This window comes from Nocardioides palaemonis, assembly GCF_018275325.1.
GTDB lineage: Bacteria > Actinomycetota > Actinomycetes > Propionibacteriales > Nocardioidaceae > Nocardioides > Nocardioides palaemonis.
In genome coordinates this window covers 454851-473741 of record NZ_JAGVQR010000003.1, presented here as the reverse complement: position 1 = coordinate 473741, position 18891 = coordinate 454851, and the positions used below count along the sequence as shown (strand labels likewise).

At 72.8% G+C, this 18891-nt stretch carries 15 protein-coding genes and 1 pseudogene; 14 read left to right on the top strand and 2 right to left on the bottom strand.

Going from position 1 to position 18891, the window contains the following annotated elements:
* The first annotated feature begins 87 nt into the window (after positions 1-87).
* From KDN32_RS14625 to KDN32_RS14575, 11 genes and pseudogenes are all read left to right on the top strand, one after another.
* Positions 88-1512, top strand: a complete 1425-nt coding sequence (locus tag KDN32_RS14625; protein ID WP_211732972.1) for a uracil-xanthine permease family protein — start codon at positions 88-90, stop codon at positions 1510-1512.
* Positions 1509-2375: an FAD binding domain-containing protein gene (locus KDN32_RS14620; RefSeq protein WP_211732971.1), complete on the top strand. Its 867-nt coding sequence runs from the start codon at positions 1509-1511 to the stop codon at positions 2373-2375. Before KDN32_RS14625 ends, KDN32_RS14620 begins: the two co-directional genes overlap by 4 nt.
* Complete coding sequence (locus KDN32_RS14615) at positions 2372-2896, top strand: (2Fe-2S)-binding protein (protein WP_211732970.1); 525 nt, start codon at positions 2372-2374, stop codon at positions 2894-2896. Before KDN32_RS14620 ends, KDN32_RS14615 begins: the two co-directional genes overlap by 4 nt.
* Positions 2893-5277, top strand: coding sequence for an aerobic carbon-monoxide dehydrogenase large subunit (gene cutA, locus KDN32_RS14610; protein WP_211732969.1), 2385 nt, complete (start codon positions 2893-2895; stop codon positions 5275-5277). The genes KDN32_RS14615 and cutA overlap by 4 nt, the downstream gene beginning before the upstream one ends.
* A 121-nt stretch (positions 5278-5398) precedes the next feature.
* A pseudogene (locus KDN32_RS23555) lies at positions 5399-5767 on the top strand (SRPBCC family protein); the annotation flags it as partial.
* A gap of 268 nt (positions 5768-6035) precedes the next feature.
* On the top strand, positions 6036-7427 hold the full coding sequence (locus tag KDN32_RS14600; protein WP_211732968.1) for an amidase: 1392 nt from the start codon (positions 6036-6038) through the stop codon (positions 7425-7427).
* Between the two features lie 503 nt (positions 7428-7930).
* Positions 7931-10033 carry a hydantoinase/oxoprolinase family protein gene (locus KDN32_RS14595; RefSeq protein WP_211732967.1) on the top strand — a complete coding sequence of 701 codons (2103 nt, stop codon included), beginning with the start codon at positions 7931-7933 and terminating at the stop codon, positions 10031-10033.
* Entirely contained in the window at positions 10030-12030 is a 2001-nt protein-coding gene (locus KDN32_RS14590) for a hydantoinase B/oxoprolinase family protein (RefSeq protein WP_211732966.1), read from the top strand. Before KDN32_RS14595 ends, KDN32_RS14590 begins: the two co-directional genes overlap by 4 nt.
* A 1-nt stretch (position 12031) precedes the next feature.
* On the top strand, positions 12032-12712 hold the full coding sequence (locus KDN32_RS14585; RefSeq protein ID WP_211732965.1) for an NAD(P)H-binding protein: 681 nt from the start codon (positions 12032-12034) through the stop codon (positions 12710-12712).
* Between the two features lie 315 nt (positions 12713-13027).
* The gene (locus KDN32_RS14580) at positions 13028-13870 is read left to right on the top strand and encodes a BTB/POZ domain-containing protein (protein ID WP_211732964.1); all 843 of its coding nucleotides are present in this window, start codon (positions 13028-13030) and stop codon (positions 13868-13870) included.
* Between the two features lie 66 nt (positions 13871-13936).
* Complete coding sequence (locus KDN32_RS14575) at positions 13937-14875, top strand: hypothetical protein (protein WP_211732963.1); 939 nt, start codon at positions 13937-13939, stop codon at positions 14873-14875.
* A gap of 3 nt (positions 14876-14878) precedes the next feature.
* On the opposite strand, the gene KDN32_RS14570 is transcribed toward KDN32_RS14575, so the two are convergent.
* Together KDN32_RS14570 and KDN32_RS14565 are read right to left on the bottom strand one after the other, a co-directional pair.
* Positions 14879-15523, bottom strand: coding sequence for a response regulator (locus tag KDN32_RS14570; RefSeq protein ID WP_211732962.1), 645 nt, complete (start codon positions 15521-15523; stop codon positions 14879-14881).
* The gene (locus tag KDN32_RS14565) at positions 15520-16482 is read right to left on the bottom strand and encodes a sensor histidine kinase (protein WP_211732961.1); all 963 of its coding nucleotides are present in this window, start codon (positions 16480-16482) and stop codon (positions 15520-15522) included. Before KDN32_RS14565 ends, KDN32_RS14570 begins: the two co-directional genes overlap by 4 nt.
* A gap of 86 nt (positions 16483-16568) precedes the next feature.
* Between KDN32_RS14565 and KDN32_RS14560 the strand changes: the two genes are divergently transcribed.
* The 3 genes from KDN32_RS14560 to KDN32_RS14550 are packed head-to-tail and all read left to right on the top strand — an operon-like array spanning position 16569 to position 18891.
* Positions 16569-17120: a hypothetical protein gene (locus KDN32_RS14560; RefSeq protein ID WP_211732960.1), complete on the top strand. Its 552-nt coding sequence runs from the start codon at positions 16569-16571 to the stop codon at positions 17118-17120.
* A complete protein-coding gene (locus KDN32_RS14555; protein WP_211732959.1) occupies positions 17117-17602 on the top strand; it encodes a TrkA C-terminal domain-containing protein in 486 nt (161 codons plus the stop codon). Before KDN32_RS14560 ends, KDN32_RS14555 begins: the two co-directional genes overlap by 4 nt.
* On the top strand, positions 17599-18891 hold the full coding sequence (locus KDN32_RS14550; RefSeq protein WP_307854110.1) for an ArsB/NhaD family transporter: 1293 nt from the start codon (positions 17599-17601) through the stop codon (positions 18889-18891). Before KDN32_RS14555 ends, KDN32_RS14550 begins: the two co-directional genes overlap by 4 nt.

The window sequence follows — 18891 nt, the reverse complement described above, 5'->3', positions numbered from 1 at the left end:
CCAGTGAGGGTGTGTGATGTGGCGCACTAGTTTGAGGCATCTCGGGCACACACCCCTGCGAATCTGCTGCGAAACCTGGAGGCCTGCATGTCGATGTTCAAGTGGGACGTGGTCGATCCCGCTCCCGGCGAGGCGGTGCTCCCGCACCAGCGGCTGCCGTGGGGCAAGACGATCGGTCTCGGCGCCCAGCACGTGGTCGCCATGTTCGGCGCCACCTTCGTGTTCCCGCTCGTGATGGGCCTGGACGCCAACCTGGCGATCATGTTCTCGGGCCTGTGCACGATCCTGTTCCTCCTCATCGTCCAGAACCGGGTCCCGAGCTATCTCGGCACCAGCGCGTCGTTCGTGGCCTCGGTCGCGGCGATCCGCCTGCTCGACACCAACAACGACTCGTCCTACGTCACCGGCGCGATCCTCGTCGGCGGCCTGGTGCTCGCCGCGGTCGGCGTGCTCGTCCACTTCGCCGGTGCCCAGCTGATCCACCGCGTCCTGCCGCCGGCCGTGACCGGCGCGGTCGTCATGCTGATCGGCTTCAACCTCGCCCCGGTCGTGGCCGGCATCTACTGGCCCCAGGACCAGTGGGTCGCGCTGCTCACCGCGGCGTTCATGGTCTTCGCCTCCGTCGCGCTGCCCGGCTTCTGGTCGCGCATCGCGGTCTTCCTCGCGCTGATCTTCGGCTACGTCCTGTCGTTCTTCGCCGACGTCGTGTTCGGACCGATCACCTCCGTCCTCGGCGGCGCCACCGAGGCCACCGAGCACGACCGCGTGTCGTGGGCCGGTGTCCAGGCCGCCGACTGGATCGGCCTGCCGAGCGGCACCCTCGCCGACGGCGTCTCGGTCGTCCACGCCCCGTCGTTCTCGCTCACCGCGATCCTCCTCGTCCTGCCCGGCGTCATCGCGCTCGTCGCGGAGAACACCGGCCACGTCAAGGCGGTCGCCGAGATGACCGGCGAGAACCTCGACCCCTACATGGGTCGCGCCATCGGCGCCGACGGCATCGCCACCGCCTTCGCCAGCGCGTTCGGCGGCTCGCCCACCACGACGTACGCCGAGAACATCGGCGTCATGGGCGCCACCCGCGTCTACTCCTCGGCCGCCTACTACGTCGCCGCGCTCGTGGCGATCCTGCTCGGCCTGTGCCCGAAGTTCGGCGCCATCGTCAACGCGACCCCGGGTGGCGTCCTCGGCGGCATCACGGTTGTCCTCTACGGGATGATCGGTCTGGTGGGTGCGAAGATCTGGGTGGAGAACGGCATCGACTTCGGCAACCCGGTCAACATGGTCGGCCTGGCCGGTGGCCTGATCGCCGGCATCGGTGGCGTGACGCTCACCTTCGGTGACGACTTCGAGCTCGGCGGCATCGCCCTCGGCACGATCCTGGTCATCGTCTTCTTCCACATGGTCAAGGGGCGCGGGGGCCACGGTGCCGGCACCGTCACCCGCAACCTGAGCCACCCCGACTACGACGGCGGCGTCGACGACGCGGCCTCTGGAGGCAGCACCACCCGATGAAGCCCGCACCCTTCGCCTACCTGCGACCGTCCGGCCTCGAGGAAGCCCTCGCGGCGCTCGCGAGGGAGCCGGGGGCGAAGGTGCTGGCCGGCGGTCAGTCCCTGGTCCCGCTGCTCTCCATGCGGCTGGCCGCACCGTCGATGCTCATCGACATCAACGCCCTGCCGGACCTCGGCCACGTCACCACCTCCCGCGAGGGGGACGGGGCCGGGGTCCGGGTCGGGGCACTCGCCCGGCACGCCGAGGTCCTGGCCGACCGGGCGGCCGGCGAGGTCCAGCCGCTCCTCGCGCTGGCCCTGTCCCACGTCGCGCACGCGACCATCCGCAACCGCGGCACGACGGTCGGCTCGCTCGTCCACGCCGACGCGGCCGCCGAGATGCCGATGGTGCTCCGGCTGCTGGATGGCTCGGTCGACGTCGCGTCGGTGCGCGGACGTCGTACGATCCCGGCCGCCGAGCTGTTCGTCGGTCCGCTGGAGTCGACGCTGGCCCACGACGAGATCGCCGTCGAGGCGTTCTTCCCGGCACTGCCGGCCACCGCCGGCGTCGCGTTCCAGGAGATCGCCCGCCGCCACGGCGACTACGCCCTCGTCGGCGTCGCCGCCGTCGTCGAGCTCGACGGCGACCGGGTGGGGCGGGCCCGGATGGGCTTCGTGTCGGTCTCCGACGTGCCCGCCGTCGTCGACGTCACCGACGCCCTCGACGACCCCGCCGCGAAGGCGCTGGCCGAGCTCGAGCCGGCCGACGACATCCACGCGACCGCCGCCTACCGCGCGCACCTGGTGAAGGTGCTCGCGCCCCGCGTCCTGGCGGCCGCGACCGACCACGCCCGCGCCCGGGCAGGAGAGGTGACCCCCGCATGACCACCGAGACCACGGAGCAGCTCCACGACGTGCGGCTGCACGTCAACGGCGCGGTCCACGAGGTCCGGGTGCCCGCACGGCGCCTGCTGTCCGACGCGCTCCGCCACGACTGCGGCCTCACCGGCACCCACGTCGGCTGCGAGCACGGCGTCTGCGGCGCGTGCACGGTGCTCGTCGACGGGTCGCCGGTGCGCTCGTGCCTGATGTTCGCGGTCTCCGCGGTCGACGCCGAGATCACCACCGTGGAAGGGCTCACCGAGGACGACGGCACGGAGCAGGGCCGGCTGAGCCCGGTGCAGCAGGCGTTCTCCGACTGCCACGGCCTGCAGTGCGGCTTCTGCACGCCCGGCTTCCTCACCACGATCACCGCCGGCCTGCGCGACAACCCCGAGCCCACCGAGGACGAGGCGCGCGAGATGGTCGCCGGCAACCTGTGCCGCTGCACCGGCTACCAGAACATCGTGAAGTCGGTCCTGCGAGCCAGTGAGATCGCCGCCGAGCGCGAGGGGGAGTCCGCGTGACCACCAAGATGTTCGGCGCCAAGGTCCCCCGCGTCGAGGACCAGCGCTTCCTGCGCGGCCAGGGCCGCTACGTCGACGACCTGCTCACCGACGACCCCCGCCTGCTGCACTCCGCGGTGCTGCGCTCGCCGCACGCCCACGCCCGAATCGTCGACATCGACGTCTCCGACGTCCTCGACCTCGACGGCGTCGTCGCGGTCTGGACGTGGGACGACCTCACCGACGCGATGGCCGAGCCGCTGCCGCTCCTCATCCCGCACCCGACGCTGACCCACGGCCGCACCCAGTACGCGCTGGCGAAGGACGAGGTCAACTACGTCGGCGAGGCGATCGCGTTCGTCGTCGCCGTCGACCGCTACGTCGCCGAGGACGCCGTGTCGCGGATCCGCGTCGACTACGAGCACCTCCCGCCGGTCGTCGGCATCGCCGCCGCCCGCGCCGCCGAGCGCGCCGTCCACGACGACGTGCCCGACAACATCGCGGCGCGGATGGAGCAGGAGAACGGCGATGCCCGCGCGGCCATCGCCGCGGCTCCGCACACGCTGCACCTCGACCTCGACATCGAGCGCTCGGCCTGCACGCCCATGGAGGGCCGTGGCACGGTCGCGCGCTGGGACCCCGACACCAGCCGGCTCACGGTCTGGTCGTCGACCCAGACGTCGACCGGCGTGCGCGGCTGCGTGGCCGCCAAGCTCGGCCTCGACCTGGTGCAGGTCGACGTCGTCACCCCCGACGTGGGCGGCGGCTTCGGCGTCAAGGTGGTCCACCCGTGGCCCGAGGAGCTGCTGGTCCCGCTGGCCGCGAAGACCCTCGGTCGGCCGGTGAAGTTCACCGAGGACCGCCGCGAGCACTTCATCTCCTCGGCCCACGAGCGCGCGCAGCAGCACCAGGTCGACGTCGGATTCGACGACGAGGGCCGGGTGCTGGGGCTGAACGTCGAGTTCTGGCACGACCACGGCGCCTACACGCCGTACGGCCTGATCGTCCCGATCATCACCTCGACCCAGCTGCTCGGCCCCTACAAGCCGCAGAACTACCGCGTCGTCTTCGAGTCGCTCTACACCAACACCGTCATCGTCACGCCCTACCGCGGCGCCGGCCGCCCGCAGGGCTGCTTCGTCATGGAGCGGACGATGGACGCGATCGCGGCCTACCTCGGCAAGGACCGCACCGAGGTGCGCTCGGCCAACTTCATCCAGCCCGACGAGTTCCCCTACGAGCACGGGCTGACCTTCCAGGACGGCCGCGAGCTCACCTACGACTCCGGCGACTACCCGGCCTCGCTCGCCAAGCTCAAGGAGCTGGTCGGCTGGGACGAGTTCGAGGACTTCCGCGCCGAGATGGCCGCCCAGGGCAAGAAGGTCGGCATCGGCCTGGCGTGCTACGTCGAGGGCACCGGCGTCGGCCCCTACGAGGGCGCCCACGTCCACATCGAGACCTCCGGCAAGGTCAAGGTCGCCACCGGCCTCACCACCCAGGGTCAGGGCCACCAGACCGCGTTCGCCCAGATCGTCGCCGACACCCTCGGGGTGCGCTTCGAGGACGTCGAGATCACCACCGGCGACACCCGCAAGATGCCCTACGCCGTGGGCACCTTCGCCTCGCGCGCCGCGGTGATGAGCGGCTCGGCGATCCACCTCGCGGCGCTGCGCGCCAAGGAGAAGGCGCTGCGGATCGCCGCCGAGGCGCTGGAGGCCGACGAGGCCGACCTCGAGATCGTCGACGGCGTCGTCGGCGTCAAGGGCACCGACACCACCATCGACCTCGGCACGGTCGCGGTGCTGTCCAACCCGCTGCGCTACGCCTTCGACGAGGCGTCGAAGGCCGCGACCCAGTTCTCCGTCGGCGACCCCGGCAAGCCGCCGGTCGCCGAGGACGACGAGCCGGGCCTGGAGGGCAAGGACTTCTACTCCCCGCCGCGCTCGACGTTCGCCAACGGCATGCACGCCGTGATCGTCGAGACCGATCCCGACACGGCCGAGATCACCATCCTCAAGTACGCCGTGGTCCACGACTGCGGCCACCTGATCAACCCGATGATCGTCGAGGGCCAGATCCACGGCGGCGTCGCGCAGGGCGTGGGCGGTGCGCTCTACGAGCGGATGGCCTACGACGAGTCCGGACAGCTGCTCAACGCCTCGTTCATGGACTTCCTCATGCCCTACGTCACCGAGGTGCCGACGTCGATCGACATCGACCACCTCGAGACGCCCTCGCCGCTCAATCCGCTCGGCATCAAGGGCGCCGGCGAGGCGGGCGTGATCCCGTCCGCCGCCGTCTTCGCCGCCGCGATCGAGGACGCGGAGGGCTTTCCGATCACCGCCATGCCCATCTCGCCGTCCGAGCTGTTCGAGCTGCGCCTCGAGCACACCGACGCCTGACCACCCACCGCACACACCTGACCTGACCCCCGGTATCTGGGGACGTTCTGGTGGTCCAGAACCCCCCTTTCGCCCACCAGAACGTCCCCAGATACCCAGCCACCCTCGGAGGAGACACCCCGTGAAGTTCACCGGAGAGAACGTCCTGAACGCCCCCGTCCACCAGGCCTGGGACGCGCTGCTCGACCCGGCCGTGCTCGTGCGCACCATCCCGGGCTGCGAGAAGCTCGAGGCGACCGGCGAGAACGCCTACGCCATGACCGTCACCGCGGGCGTCGCCTCGATCAAGGGCACCTACGCCGGCTCGTGCCAGCTCGGTGACCTCAAGCAGCACGAGTCGCTGGTGATGAAGCTCGACGGGGCCGGCGCCCCCGGCACGATCGGCGCGACGGTCAACGTGCGCTTCACGCCCGAGGGCGATACCACGCGCGTCTCCTACGACGCCGACGCGACCGTCGGCGGGATGATCGGCGGCGTCGGGCAGCGGATGCTGACCAGCGTCTCACGCCGGATGGCGGGGGAGTTCTTCGGCAACGTGGACTCCGCGATCGCCGGCGGCCCGGTCGCCGCCACCGTCACCGCCCCCGCCGGCGCGACGGTCGAGCCCGGCGCCCCGGCCCCACCGGCGCGGTCTTCACTGCCCCGGCCAAGGCGTCGTCGCCGGTCGGCTCGCAGCAGGACTTCCTCACCGGCGTCGCCGTCGGCGCCGGCCTGGTCCTGCTCGGCGCCGTGGTCGGCGGCCTGCTCGGTCGTCGTCGATGACCGACGTCACCGTCGACTCGACCGCCCGCGACCAGGCCGCGGCGGTCCGCTCGGGGGCCATCTCGGCCGCCGAGCTGCTCGAGCTGCACCTCGACCGGATCGAGGCGCGCAACCCCGAGCTCAACGCGATCGTCTCGCTCGACGCCGAGCGCGCCCGGTCCGCGGCCGCCACCGCCGACCAGGCGCAGGCCTCGGGCGAGGAGACCGGGCCGCTGCACGGCCTGCCGTTCGCGGTCAAGGACACGCACGCACTCGGGGGCTGGCCCCACACCTTCGGCTCCCCGGTCTTCCGCGACCACGTCGCCGACCACGACGAGCTGCTCGTCGAGCGCGTACGCCGCGCGGGCGCGGTCTTCGTCGGCAAGACCAACGTGCCGGAGTTCGCCGCCGGCTCCCACACCTTCAACACCGTCTTCGGCGTCACCCGCAACCCGGTCGACCCGTCCCGCTCGGCGGGTGGGTCCAGCGGGGGAGCGGCCTGCGCGCTCGCCGCCGGCATGGTCCCGCTGGCCGACGGCTCCGACATGGGCGGCTCGCTCCGCAACCCGGCGTCGTTCTGCGGCGTCGTCGGGATGCGGCCCTCGCTCGGCCGGGTGCCGGAGTGGCCGCTCTACAACCAGTGGGAGACCACGTCGGTGGGCGGCCCGATGGCCCGCAACGTCGGCGACCTCGCGCTGCTGCTGTCGGTGCTCGCCGGCCCCGACCCCCGCGCCCCGCACGCGCTCGGCGAACCGGGCGCCACGTTCGCGCCGCCCCTGGTCCCCGCCCCGCTCGCCGGCCTGCGGGTGGCCGTGTCGGTGGACCTCGGCGGTGCGTTCGCGGTCGACCACGCGGTCGCCGACGTCGTACGCGCCACCGCCGCGCGACTCGCCGACGCGGGCGCGGCGGTCGCCGAGGCCCACCCCGACCTGTCGCTCGCCGACGACACCTTCCGCACCCTGCGCGCGTGGCACTTCCAGGCCAAGCTCGGCCGGCTGCTCGCCGAGCACCCGACGTCGTTCAAGCCGTCGCTGGAGGCCAACATCCGCGCCGGCGAGCCGCTCACCGGCGCCGACGTGGCCCGCGGCTACGCCCAGCGCACCGCGCTCTCGGAGACGATGCGGCTGTTCTTCGGCGACCACGACGTGCTGCTGCTGCCGACCTCGCAGGTGCCGCCGTTCCCGGTCGACCAGGAGTTCCCGGCGACCATCAACGGCGAGGAGATGCCCGACTACCTCGCGTGGATGCGCTCGGCCTACTTCGTCTCCGTCACCGGCTGCCCGGCCATCTCGGTGCCGGCCGGCACGACGCCCGACGGCCTCCCCGTCGGCGTGCAGCTGGTCGCCCGCCACGGCGCCGACCGCCGCCTGCTCGAGGTGGCCGCGGCGCTCGAGGAGCTGCTCGGCTGAGCCGTCGGCGGTCCAGACCGGACTGTGCACACAGCTGTGGACAACGGTGTGGAACGTGACGCGCGGCTGGGGACGACCGGGCCGCTCCTGTGCAGGACGCGCCGGAACCCGCGGTATGTCGGACGAGCTCGCCCGAACCCCTTGTGGCGACGGTCACAGGCGGCGTAGAACTCTCCCTACGCAGCCCCGCAAGGGGAGGCGGGATGGCTCCGGATGGAGGGTCCAGCACGACGCGGAACCGGTTCGCCGGGGAAGCGGCGCAGGCACCAGGTGATGAGGTGGCTGAGGACCCGCACGAGGGAGCGATCGACCGCGAGCATCACCACGACCGGTCACCCCGATGCCCGTCCGCCGAGGCGGACCGACATCACCCGAAGGGCCCTTGCCGCTCATACCGGCGAGGGCCCTTCACCTTTTGTAGGCAGGAGTTGCCGGAGAACCGGCGATTCGTCGGCAATCGCTGCCGTGGCCGCCGCCACGCCGCCCCGAGTTGAATCGTCCCCATGAGCAACCGGCGGATCAGGATCGGCATCGACACCGGAGGCACGTTCACCGACGTGGTCGCCTTCGACGAGGACTCGGGGGAGCTGGTCACGACCAAGACCCCCTCCACGCCCGGCAACCCGGCCGACGGGTTCATCGCCGGCATCGAGAAGATCCTGGGGATCGTCGGCGCCGCGGGCGAGGACATCACCGCGGTCTCGCACGGCACCACCGTCGCGACCAACAAGCTGCTCGAGGGCAAGGTCGAGGCGCTCGGCTTCATCACGACCGAGGGCTACGAGTTCATGCTCGAGATCGCCCGCCAGTCGGTGCCCGACGGCTACGGCAACTCCTACTTCTGGGTCAAGCCCGACCGGATCGTCCCGGCCGACCGGGTCCGCACCGTCGGCGGCCGCCTCGACTTCACCGGCGCCGAGGTGCGCGCGTTCGACGAGGAGTCCGCGATCGCCGCGGCCCGCTGGTTCCGCGACCGGGGCATCACGACCATCGGCGTGTGCCTGCTCCACGCGTACGCCAACGACGAGCACGAGCTGCGGCTGCGCGAGATCCTGCGCCGCGAGCACCCCGACGCCATCGTGTCGATCTCCAGCGAGGTGCTGCGCGAGTACCGCGAGTACGAGCGCTCGATGACCACGCTCGTCGACGCCGCGGTCAAGCCCAACGTCAGCCGCTACGTGAACAACATCTCCGAGCGGCTGCACGCCTTCACCGGTGGGCCCAGCACGGGCAACGAGATCCCGTTCTACGTGATGAAGTCCAACGGCGGCGTGCTGTCGGCCGACGAGGTGGTCCACCAGCCGATCACGACCGTGCTCTCCGGTCCGGCCGCCGGCGCCCTCGGCGCCGCCCTGATCGCCAAGGTGGCCGGCTTCCCGAAGATCCTCACCTGCGACGGCGGCGGCACCTCGACCGACGTCTCGGTGGTCCTCGACGGCGAGCCCACCCTCACCACGGAGGGCACCGTCGGGGCGTACCCCAGCAAGATCCCGATGATCGACGTGGTCACCGTCGGCGCGGGCGGCGGCTCGATCGCCTGGCTCTCGCCCGAGGGCACGCTCAAGGTCGGGCCCCACTCGGCCGGCGCCGACCCGGGCCCGCTCTGCTACGCCAAGGGCGGCACCCAGCCGACCATCACCGACGCCCACGTGACGCTCGGCCGGATCCCTCTCCACCTGCTCGGCGGCGAGATCCCGCTCGACGTGGAGGCGGCCCGCGCCGGCATCGAGGACCTCGCAGGCAAGCTCGGCGTCGACTTCGAGCGCTGCGCCACCGGCATCCTCGAGATCTCCGCGTGGAACCAGGCCAACGCCCTGCGCCAGGTCTCGGTCAAGCGCGGCCTCGACGTGCGCGACTTCATGCTCACCACCTTCGGCGGCTCCGGCTCGCTGCTGGCCTGCCGTCTCGTCGACATCCTCGACCTCGCCGGTGTCGTCGTGCCGCCCAACCCGGGCAACGTCAGCGCCTTCGGCCTGCTGACCGTCGACGTGAAGAACGACTACGTCCAGACCCACGTCGCCAAGGAGTCCGCGCTCGACCACGCGGCCGTGCAGGGCATGCTCGACGACCTCACCGACCGGGCCCGCGAGGCGCTGGCCAAGGAGGGCTTCGCCCCCGAGCAGCACCGCTTCCAGCGCACCATCGACGTGCGCTACGTCGGCCAGGCCTTCGAGGTCCGTGTCGCGGCCCCGGACGGCGCCGTGGACGAGGCGTACGTCGCGGAGGTCGCCGAGACCTTCCACGCCGAGCACCGCCAGCTCTACGGCTACGACTTCCGCGGCGACGCCGACCAGCAGGTCGAGTGGGTCAACCTGCGCGTGACCGGCATCGGCCCGATCACCCGCCCGGAGATCCAGACCCTCGACAAGGCCGACGGCACGGTCGAGGAGCGCGCGGTGCGCGGTCGCCGTCCGGTCTGCTTCGACGCCGACCACGGCTACGTCGACACCCCCGTCATCTGGCGCGGCGACCTCGGCGCGGGGGACACCTTCAGCGGTCCCGCGATCGTCGAGGAGTTCGGTTCCACCATCCCCGTCCACCCCGGCTTCGAGGTCGTGGTCGACGACTGGGCCAACCTCGTGATCCGGAAGGAGTCGGGCCGATGAGCACCGACGTCAGCACCCGCCCCGTCGCCCCGGCCTACGTCACCGCGAAGCCGGTGAACCCGGCCGGCCTGCCCACGGCGTACGACCACGGCGGCCGGCTCACCGCCGAGGGGTCGAGCGTCGACCCGATCCTCGTCGAGATCGTCCAGGGCACGCTCGCCAGCGTCGAGATGGAGGTCGAGACGGCCATCGGCCGGACCTCGCGGAGCCCGATGATCCGCGACGCCCACGACTTCCGCGCCGGCATCCACGACCGCCAGCTGCGCAAGCTCACCGGCCGCTCCTACAGCGCGCTCGTGCACCCGATCGTGCGCGACTTCCCGCTCGAGGAGATGCGCGAGGGCGACGTCTTCTTCCACAACGACGTCTACGAGTCGGAGGGCGGCATCGGCCACCTGCCCGACCTCTGCGTCACCGTCCCGGTGTTCCACGAGGGCGAGGTGGTCGCGTTCGTGCAGGCCTTCGGCCACCACGACGACATCGGCGGTGCCTGCCCGGGCTCGATGCCCAGCGGTGCGACGACCGTCTACGAGGAGGGCCTCGCGGTCCCGCCGATCAAGCTGTGGGACGCGGGCGTGCCCAACAAGGCGGCGCTGCGGATCATGACCCGCAACTCGCGGATGCCCGACAGCCTGGCCGCCGACCTCGACGCCGAGTGCTCGGCCTGCCTGATGGGCGCGCGCCGGCTCAGCGAGCTGTTCGCCCGCTACGGCCGCGAGGCGATCGAGACGTCGTTCGACGCGATCCTCGACGCCACCACCGAGACCTACCGCCGCGAGATCCTCTCCAAGATCCCCGACGGCACCTACGTCTGGGAGGACTACGCCGAGCACGACGGCGTCGACGAGCCGCAGCTGCACACCCAGCGGATCACCCTGACCAAGGTCAGCAACGCCCCGGCCGACCCCGAGAACGGCCGGCCCGCCGGGCCGCGGCTGATCATCGACTTCACCGGCACCAGCGCGCAGGCCAAGGGCCCGATCAACCACTGCGGCGACTACGTCGGCGGCAACTTCCTCAAGAAGTGGCTCGCGCCGATCCTCCGCAACCTCGCCGACACCCCCGAGCGGATGGCCGAGCTCGACGTCAACGAGGGCATCGTGCCGCTGATCGAGATGCGCTTCCCCGAGAAGGGCACGCTGCTCACGCCGATCCACCCCGGCCCGACCAACGCCCGCACGTTCGTCATCCTGCGACTGCTCGGCGTGCTGGCCGGCGTGGTCGCCAAGGCGGTCGACGGCAAGATGCCGGCCGACCAGGAGACCATCCGCTACACCGGCGTCTACGGCAAGGACCTCGAGGGCAACGACTACCTCATGCGCGAGGTGCTCGGCGGCGGCTCGGGCGGCCGCTACTACGCCGACGGCGAGGACACCATCCACGTCGTGCCCGACTCGCGGAACCTGCCGACCGAGTTCACCGAGTCGCGCTTCCCGTTCATCGTCGAGCGCCTCGGCCTCGCGGTCGACTCCGGCGGCGCGGGCGAGTTCCGCGGCGGCCTGGGCTACGAGAAGCACATCCGGATGCTCAAGGACGCCCACTTCATGTCCATCGCCGACCGCTCGATCCTCGCCTGCTGGGGCGTGCGCGGCGGCAAGGCCGGCGCGCCGTTCCAGGTCGTGATCGACCCGGGCGGCCCCGACGAGCGCGAGGTCGACGCCCTCGCCGACGCCGAGGTGGTCCGGGCCGGCCAGGTCGTGCGGATCCGCACCACCGGTGGCGGCGGCTGGGGCGACCCGCTCGCCCGCGACCCCGAGCTCGTCGTCCGCGACGTGGTCTGGGGCAAGGTGTCGGCCGAGGCCGCGCTGCGCGACTACGGCGTCGTGCTGACCGGTGCCCGGGAGAGCGACGACCTGGGCTTCGACGCCGACGCGACGGCCGCCGAGCGCGGCTCGCGGGCCGCGTGGAGCAAGGACGACGACGCGTTCTTCGACCGCGGACCGGGCTACGCCACCCTCGCCGAGGGCGCGTCGTCCGCCGAGGTCGACCGGGTCTGAGGTGTCGGTCCAGCGCGTCGCGGTGATCGGCGGCCACGGCAAGACCGGCCGCGCGGTCACCGCCGCGCTGGACGCCCGCGGCGCGGTGGGCGTACCGCTGGGACGGGCCGACCAGCCGGACCTGGCGGCGGCCGTCGCGGGGTGCGACGCGGCGTACGTCATCGCGCCGAACCTGCACCCCGACGAGCCGGCGTACGTCGCCTCGGCCCTGTCCGCGCTGCGGTCCGCCGGCGTCGGGCGCGTGGTCTACCACTCGGTCGCCTCGCCCTACGTCCCGTCGATGCCGCACCACCTCGGCAAGGCGGTGTCGGAGGACCTGGTCCGGCGCAGCGGGCTGGCGTGGACCGTGCTCCAGCCGGGGGCGTACCTGCAGAACCTCGACCTCACCGCGCCGCTCGACCTGCCCTACTCGCCCGACGCCCGCTTCGGCTTCCTCGACCTCGCCGACCTCGGGCGCGCCGCGGCAGTCGTGCTCACCGAGCCGGGCCACGAGGGCGCAACCTACGAGCTCGCGACCCGCGTCGCGACCGTCCGGGAGCTCGCCGACGAGGCCGGCGTGCCGGTGCGGCAGGTCCCCGACCCGGGCACCCACCCCTGGCTCTCGGCGATGTTCGCCTACTACGACGACCACGGGCTGCCGGTCGCGACGTTGGTGCTGGAGGCCCTGCTCGCCCGCGACTAGCGTGGCGCCGTGACCACGTCCGTCGGCGCCGACGGGCTGGGTCGGCTCCGGTTCGCCGATGCCCGCGAGTCCGACGACGTGCTCGTGGCCGACCGTCTGGTCGGGCTCCATCCAGGTCCCCAGACGCTCCTGCGGTGGCTGGGCGGCGACGACCTGACCGGGTGGTCCGGATGTGTCACACCACCTGCCGCGTCACGTGACCGCGTGGTCCCTGTTGTGTCACGGCCTGGGCCACATCGCGGTCGACCGCACCGCGGGACCTGACCAGCGCTGTGACACCACGCGACCGTCACCGCAACCGCTAGGGTCCCCGGCGTGCGAGTCCTCGGCATCGACGTGAGCCCCGACCTCGTGGAGCGGTGGGCGGGGTGGTTCGCCCCGGAGGTGCAGCCGTTCCTCGCCGACGAGGAGCTGGCGAGCGCCGTCGGTGGGCGTGAGGAGCCGCTGAGCGACGAGGTCCGCGACACCTTCTGCCTCTACGGCCCGCCCGACGGTCTGCGGCACGTCTGGCTCGACGAGCAGCAGCTCGCCGCCCTGCCGCGGGTGCTGCGCGTACGCCTGGTGCGCGAGCAGCTCGCCCACGAGCGCGAGCAGGTGCCGAGCGTCCGTGCCTGGGCGGGCCTGGTCCCGCGGGTGCGCGAGCAGGTCGACGGGCACCGGTTCGTCTGGTGGCCCTCGCTGCTCGCCGGCCACGAGGAGGACGTGCTCACCGCCTACGTCGAGGAGGGGCGCCGGCCGAGCCGCCACGACGAGGTCGCGGAGGAGGAGTGGTCGCGGAGCGCCGACCTGCTGCCGCAGGCGCGCCGGATCGCCGGCACGTTCCCAGCCGCCAGCGGTCCGAACTGCTTCGGCGCCGTCATGGCCGCCGCGGGCGTCCCCGGGGCGGACGAGGTCTGGATGCTCCGCGAGCCCTTCGAGGAGTGGCTGGCCGCGAAGACCCGGCCGGGAGGGCGGGGCCACGAGCCCGGCACGGTGCTGGTCTGGCGATCGCCCGACGGGCTGGTCCAACACGCCGCCGTCACCCTCGGCGGGGGCTGGGCGCTGCACAAGCCGTCGCAGGGCTGGATGAGCCCGACCAAGGTGCTGACGGTGGTCGAGTGCCGCGCCAGCTCGCGCGCGACCGGTCGCCGGCTCGAGCGGCGCACGCTCGCTGGCTGAGCGACCCGCGTCACGATCGCGCAACGACCGTTGCGCGGCGCCACCGGCCGCCACGACGATCCCGGCATGGAACGGGGGACGCGACGGGGGAGCGTGCTCGCACTGGTGCTGACGGCCGCACTGGCGGGCTGCGGGGAGCAGACGACGGCGAGCCGCGAGGACGCTGCCGCGCCAGAGGTGCCGGCCGCCTCGCCGACCGCGATGCTTCCCGCCGATGGCCCGGTGCGCGCGGTCGCCACCGTGCTCGACGACGGTGACGGACCCGAGCTCTGTCTCGGCGGCGTCGCGATGTCGCTCCCGCCGCAGTGCTCCGGGCCGTCGGTCGCGGGCTGGGAGTGGGACGCCCACCCCGACCACGAGTCGGCCGGCGGCGTGCGGTGGGGCGAGTACACGATGACCGGCGCCTGGGACGGCACGACCTTCACGCCTACCGACGTGCGGGCGTCCGAGCCCGGGGACGTCCCGAGCGAGGACGTGGGCGCGCTCTTCGCGAGCCGGTGCGCGGAGCCCGAGGGCGGGTGGGTCCCCGTCGACCCGGCGACGACGACGGACCAGGCGCTGTCCGCTGCCCACCGGGTGGCCGAGAAGCTGCCCGGCTACGCGATCTCGTGGCACGACCAGACCATCAACCCGATGTGGGAGGCCTCCCAGCGCCTCGACGGCGGCGAGGGATCGCTCGAGGTCGAGCTCGCGATGAACGACCCGCGCTACACCGTCCTCAACGTCGGCGTGACCGACGACGTCGCGGCCGCCGAGGCGGCCGTGCGAGAGGTGTGGGGCGGGCCGCTGTGCGTCTCCGACTTCGCGAACACGGAGGCTCGGCTGCGCGAGGTCTCCGAGGACGTCGCCGACCTGCCGGGTCTGCTGACCCGGGGCTACGGCAGCATCAGCAACACTGTCGAGGTCGGCGTCGTCCTCGACGACGGCTCCATCCAGGCCTGGGCCGACGAGGAGTACGGCGAGGGGGTCGTCACGGTGACCTCGGCGCTGGTCCCGGCGGAGTGAGGCTCAGGGCTCGATGAGCCCGGCCCGGATGGCGTACCTCGTCAGCTCGACGCGGTCGCGCATGCCGAGCTTGGCGAGGATGTTGGCGCGGTGCCCCTCGACCGTCTTCGGGGCGATGTGCAGGTCGCGGGCGATCTCGCGCGACGAGCGGCCCTCGGCGATCAGCTTGATCACCTGGTCCTCGCGCGCGGTCAGCACCGACTCCGGCACCCGCTCGCCGCGCCGCAGCCGGTCGAGGTAGTCGCGCACGAGCGTGCTCTCGACGCCGGGGTAGAGGAACGTCTCGCCGCGCATCGCCGCCCGGCAGGCGCCGACCAGGTCCTCGTCGGCCACCGACTTGAGGACGTAGCCGCTGGCGCCCGCCTTGAGCGCGCCGAAGAAGTACTGCTCGTTGTCGTGCATCGACAGCATCAGGATCCGCGGCGGCACCCGTCGCCGTGCGATCTCCGCAGCCGCCTGCAGGCCGGTCATCCGCGGCATCGCGATGTCGAGCACCACCAGGTCGACCTCGGTGTCGCGCAGCGCGGCCACCGCCTCGGCGCCATCGGCGGCCTCGGCGACCACGGTCAGGTCGGGCTCCTGCTCCAGGATGAGGCGTACGCCGCGGCGCACGAGGGTGTGGTCGTCGGCGAGCAGGATCCGGATCACGACGCCTCCACCGGGACCCGCAGCCGCACGGTGGTGCCGTGCCGCGGCCGGCTCACCACCGACAGCTCGGCGCGCACCAGCGCCGCGCGCTCGCGCATCCCCATCAGCCCCGATCCGTCGGCGAGCCCCTCGAACCCGCGCCCGTCGTCGCGCACCTCCAGCACGACGGCGGCGCCCTGACGCCCGAGCGAGAGCTCGACCTCGCGCGCGTCGGCGTGACGTGCGGCGTTGGTGAGCGCCTCCTGCGCGACGCGGTAGACCACCACCTCGGCCTCCGGGCTGAGCGCCGGGAGCCCCGGCGCGAACGAGCGCCGGACCGACGCGGTGCTGTGGTCGGCGAAGTCGGTGGCGAGGGCCGCGAGCGCGCTCGTGAGGCCGAGGTCCTCCAGCACCCCGGGGCGCAGCCGCCGCGCCACGCGGCGTACGTCGTCGAGGCCCGCGCGGGCGCTCTCGCGCACGGCGGCCAGCTCCGGCACGAGGGCGGCGGGTGCCGACGCCTCGAGCTGCTTGAGGCCGAGCAGCACGACGGTCAGGCTTTGGCCGACCTCGTCGTGGAGCTCCTGGGCGATCCGGTGCCGCTCCGACTCCTGCGCGGCGAGCGCCCGCGCGTCCCCGGCGCGACGCTCCTCCGACAACCGCGCCAGCAGCGCGTTGACGGTGCGGGCGATCCCGCGCACCGGGCCGGACCCTTCCTCGGGGAGGTCGGTCGGCGCGAGTCGCTCGATGTCCTCGAGGCGCCCGATCAGCCGCTGCAGCGGGGCGAGCGCCCAGCCCACCAGCAGCGCGTTGGTCAGCAGCATCACCAGCAGGCCGGCCGCGACGACCAGCGCCTCCGTCGCGCCGGGGTCGGGCGACACCCGCACCGGGGTGAGCAGGAGCAGGAGCGCGGCGACGACGAGCACGGACCCGTTGATCAGGAAGATCGTCCAGGAGAGGGTGAGGTGGCCGGGCGAGCGCATGCCCCACCCTCCCACCCGCAGCCGGCACCGGCAGATGGGGTCGCGACCCCATACCCGTGCGGCGGTGGGCTCCGAAGACTGGGCGCATGCCTCCGCCGGACGAGAACACCACTGCCGACCCGACCGGTGCCGCCTGGGTCGTCTGGCTCGTCGTCGCGGTGCCCGGCCTCGTCCTGCTCGCCCTCACGAGCATCCGGCGGGCCGGACCCGGCGAGCTGGTGCTCGTGGTCCGCGGCGACCGCGTCGTCCGCGCCTGCCGCGGCGGCCTGGTCGCGCGCCGACCCGTCGCCGAGCGGTTCGAGGTCGTCGCGACCGAGCCCCGCGTCCTGCCGATGGTGGTGCGGGCCCGTACGCGCGACGGCGTCGACGTCGTCGTGCTCGCCGACCTGTCGCTGGTGGTCGAGGACGTCGAGCCCGGCGCGACGTGGCAGCCGGCCGCGGAGGCCGTGCGCCACGCCGAGGACACGGTGGCCGCCGAGGTGACGCAGGTCGAGGTGGCCGACCTGGTCGCCGAGCTCGACCGGCGCGAGGACGCCTGGCCCGTGGCGGTCACCCGGCTCCTCCCGATCGGCACCCGTGCGACCGCGGTGCGGGTCACCGAGGTCGAGGCCCGGCTCACCCCGCAGGACCCGTCGTGAGCCCGGTCGAGCACCTCCTCGAGGTGGCCGTCTCGGTCGCGCTGGTCGCGTCCGCCGTGGGCTTCGCGGTCGGCCTGGCCGTCGGCCGCGGCCGGCAGCCGCGCTGGAAGGAGAAGGGCAGCTTCGTGCACAAGGTGTCGATCGGCTTCGCCACGCTCGACCGCCTCGACGCGGTCCTGCTGCGCTTCGAGGTCGAGGCCGGCTCACGCCTGGCCGGGGTCGAGGTGGGCGAGCTGCGGCTCCCGGCCGGCTCCCGCGTCGCGCTGGTGACCCGGGACCGCGAGGTGCTGGTGCCCGAGGGGCGCAGCGTGCTGCGCCGTGGCGACCAGGTGCTGGTCGTCTCCGCGCTCGGGCAGGTGTCGACGGTCGAGGACCGGCTGCGCTCGGTCAGCCGCCACGGCCGGCTGGCCGGGTGGGCGGAGTCGCTGGAGACCGGGGGCGCCTCCGTCCACGCGCTGGGCGTCCCGCGGAGGACCGCGTGATCGCCACCTCGGCCGCGATCGCGGTCTTCATCGTCGCGTACGCCCTCATCGCGACCGAGCGGGTGCACCGGGTCGCGGCCGCTCTCGGCGGCGTCGCCGGCATGGTGGTCATCGGCCTCGTCGACGCCGAGACCGCCTTCTTCCACGAGCACACCGGCATCGACTGGAACGTCATCTTCCTGCTCTTCGGGATGATGATCATCGTCGGCGTGCTGAAGCAGACCGGGCTCTTCGAGTTCCTCGCGCTGTGGGCGGCCAGGAAGTCCGGCGGCCACCCCTACAAGCTGCTCGTGCTGCTCGTCCTCGTCGGTGCGGCGGTGGCGCCGATCCTCGACAACGTCACCTGCGTGCTGCTCGTCGCGCCGGTCACGCTGTCGGTCTGCCGACGCCTCGAGCTGCCCTCCGCGCCCTACCTGATCTCGCTGATCCTCGCCTCCAACATCGGCGGGATGTCGACCCTCATCGGCGACCCGCCCAACATCATCATCGGCAGCCGGGCGGGCCTGAGCTTCACCGACTTCCTGGTCCACTCGCTGCCGCTGACGGTCGTGCTGCTCGCCCTGTTCGTGGTGATGGCGCGCTGGCTGTTCCGCGCCGACCTGCGCGTCCACGGCAACGTCCACGGGCTCGACGACCTCCGCCCGGCCGACGCCATCACCAACGTGCGGATGCTGGTGCGCTGCCTGGTCGTGCTGTTCCTGGTGATGGTCGCCTTCAGCCTGCACACGGTGCTCCACCTCGACCCGTCCGTCGTGGCGATGATGGGAGCCGGTGCCACCGTGCTCGTCTCGCGCACCGAGCCCGAGGAGTTCCTCGGCGAGGTCGAGTGGGACACCCTCGCCTTCTTCATGGCGCTCTTCGTGCTCGTCGGCGCGCTCGTGCAGGTCGGCGTGATCGGTGCGATCAGCGCCTGGGCGGCGGAGGCGATGGGCGGTCGCGAGCTGCTCGGCGCGACGGCGCTGCTCTTCGGCTCCGGAGTGATCGGCGCCTTCGTCGACAACATCCCCTACACCACGGCCACGGTGCCGGTCGTCGAGGAGATGGTCGCCAGCACCGCCTCGTCCGGCGCCGACAGCCCGCTGTGGTGGGCGTTCGTGTTCGGCGCCGACCTCGGCGGCAACGCGACCGCCGTCGCCGCCGGCGCCAACGTCGTGGTGCTCGGCATCGCGGCCAAGGCGGGGGAGCCGATCAGCTTCTGGCAGTTCACGCGCTACGGCGTGGTGGTGACGGTCGCGACCCTCGCCGTCGCGTGGGTCTGGGTCTACCTGCGCTACTTCGCGCTGGCGTGA

Excerpts from the sequence above, each read along its gene's own strand:
- KDN32_RS14595 (WP_211732967.1), top strand. The coding sequence starts at position 7,931 with ATGAGCAACCGGCGGATCAGGATCGGCATCGACACCGGAGGCACGTTC.
- KDN32_RS14565 (WP_211732961.1), bottom strand. The coding sequence starts at position 16,482 with ATGCGCTCGCCCGGCCACCTCACCCTCTCCTGGACGATCTTCCTGATC.
- KDN32_RS14625 (WP_211732972.1), top strand. The coding sequence starts at position 88 with ATGTCGATGTTCAAGTGGGACGTGGTCGATCCCGCTCCCGGCGAGGCG.
- KDN32_RS14620 (WP_211732971.1), top strand. The coding sequence starts at position 1,509 with ATGAAGCCCGCACCCTTCGCCTACCTGCGACCGTCCGGCCTCGAGGAA.
- KDN32_RS14615 (WP_211732970.1), top strand. The coding sequence starts at position 2,372 with ATGACCACCGAGACCACGGAGCAGCTCCACGACGTGCGGCTGCACGTC.
- KDN32_RS14560 (WP_211732960.1), top strand. The coding sequence starts at position 16,569 with ATGCCTCCGCCGGACGAGAACACCACTGCCGACCCGACCGGTGCCGCC.
- KDN32_RS14600 (WP_211732968.1), top strand. The coding sequence starts at position 6,036 with ATGACCGACGTCACCGTCGACTCGACCGCCCGCGACCAGGCCGCGGCG.
- KDN32_RS14590 (WP_211732966.1), top strand. The coding sequence starts at position 10,030 with ATGAGCACCGACGTCAGCACCCGCCCCGTCGCCCCGGCCTACGTCACC.
- KDN32_RS14575 (WP_211732963.1), top strand. The coding sequence starts at position 13,937 with ATGGAACGGGGGACGCGACGGGGGAGCGTGCTCGCACTGGTGCTGACG.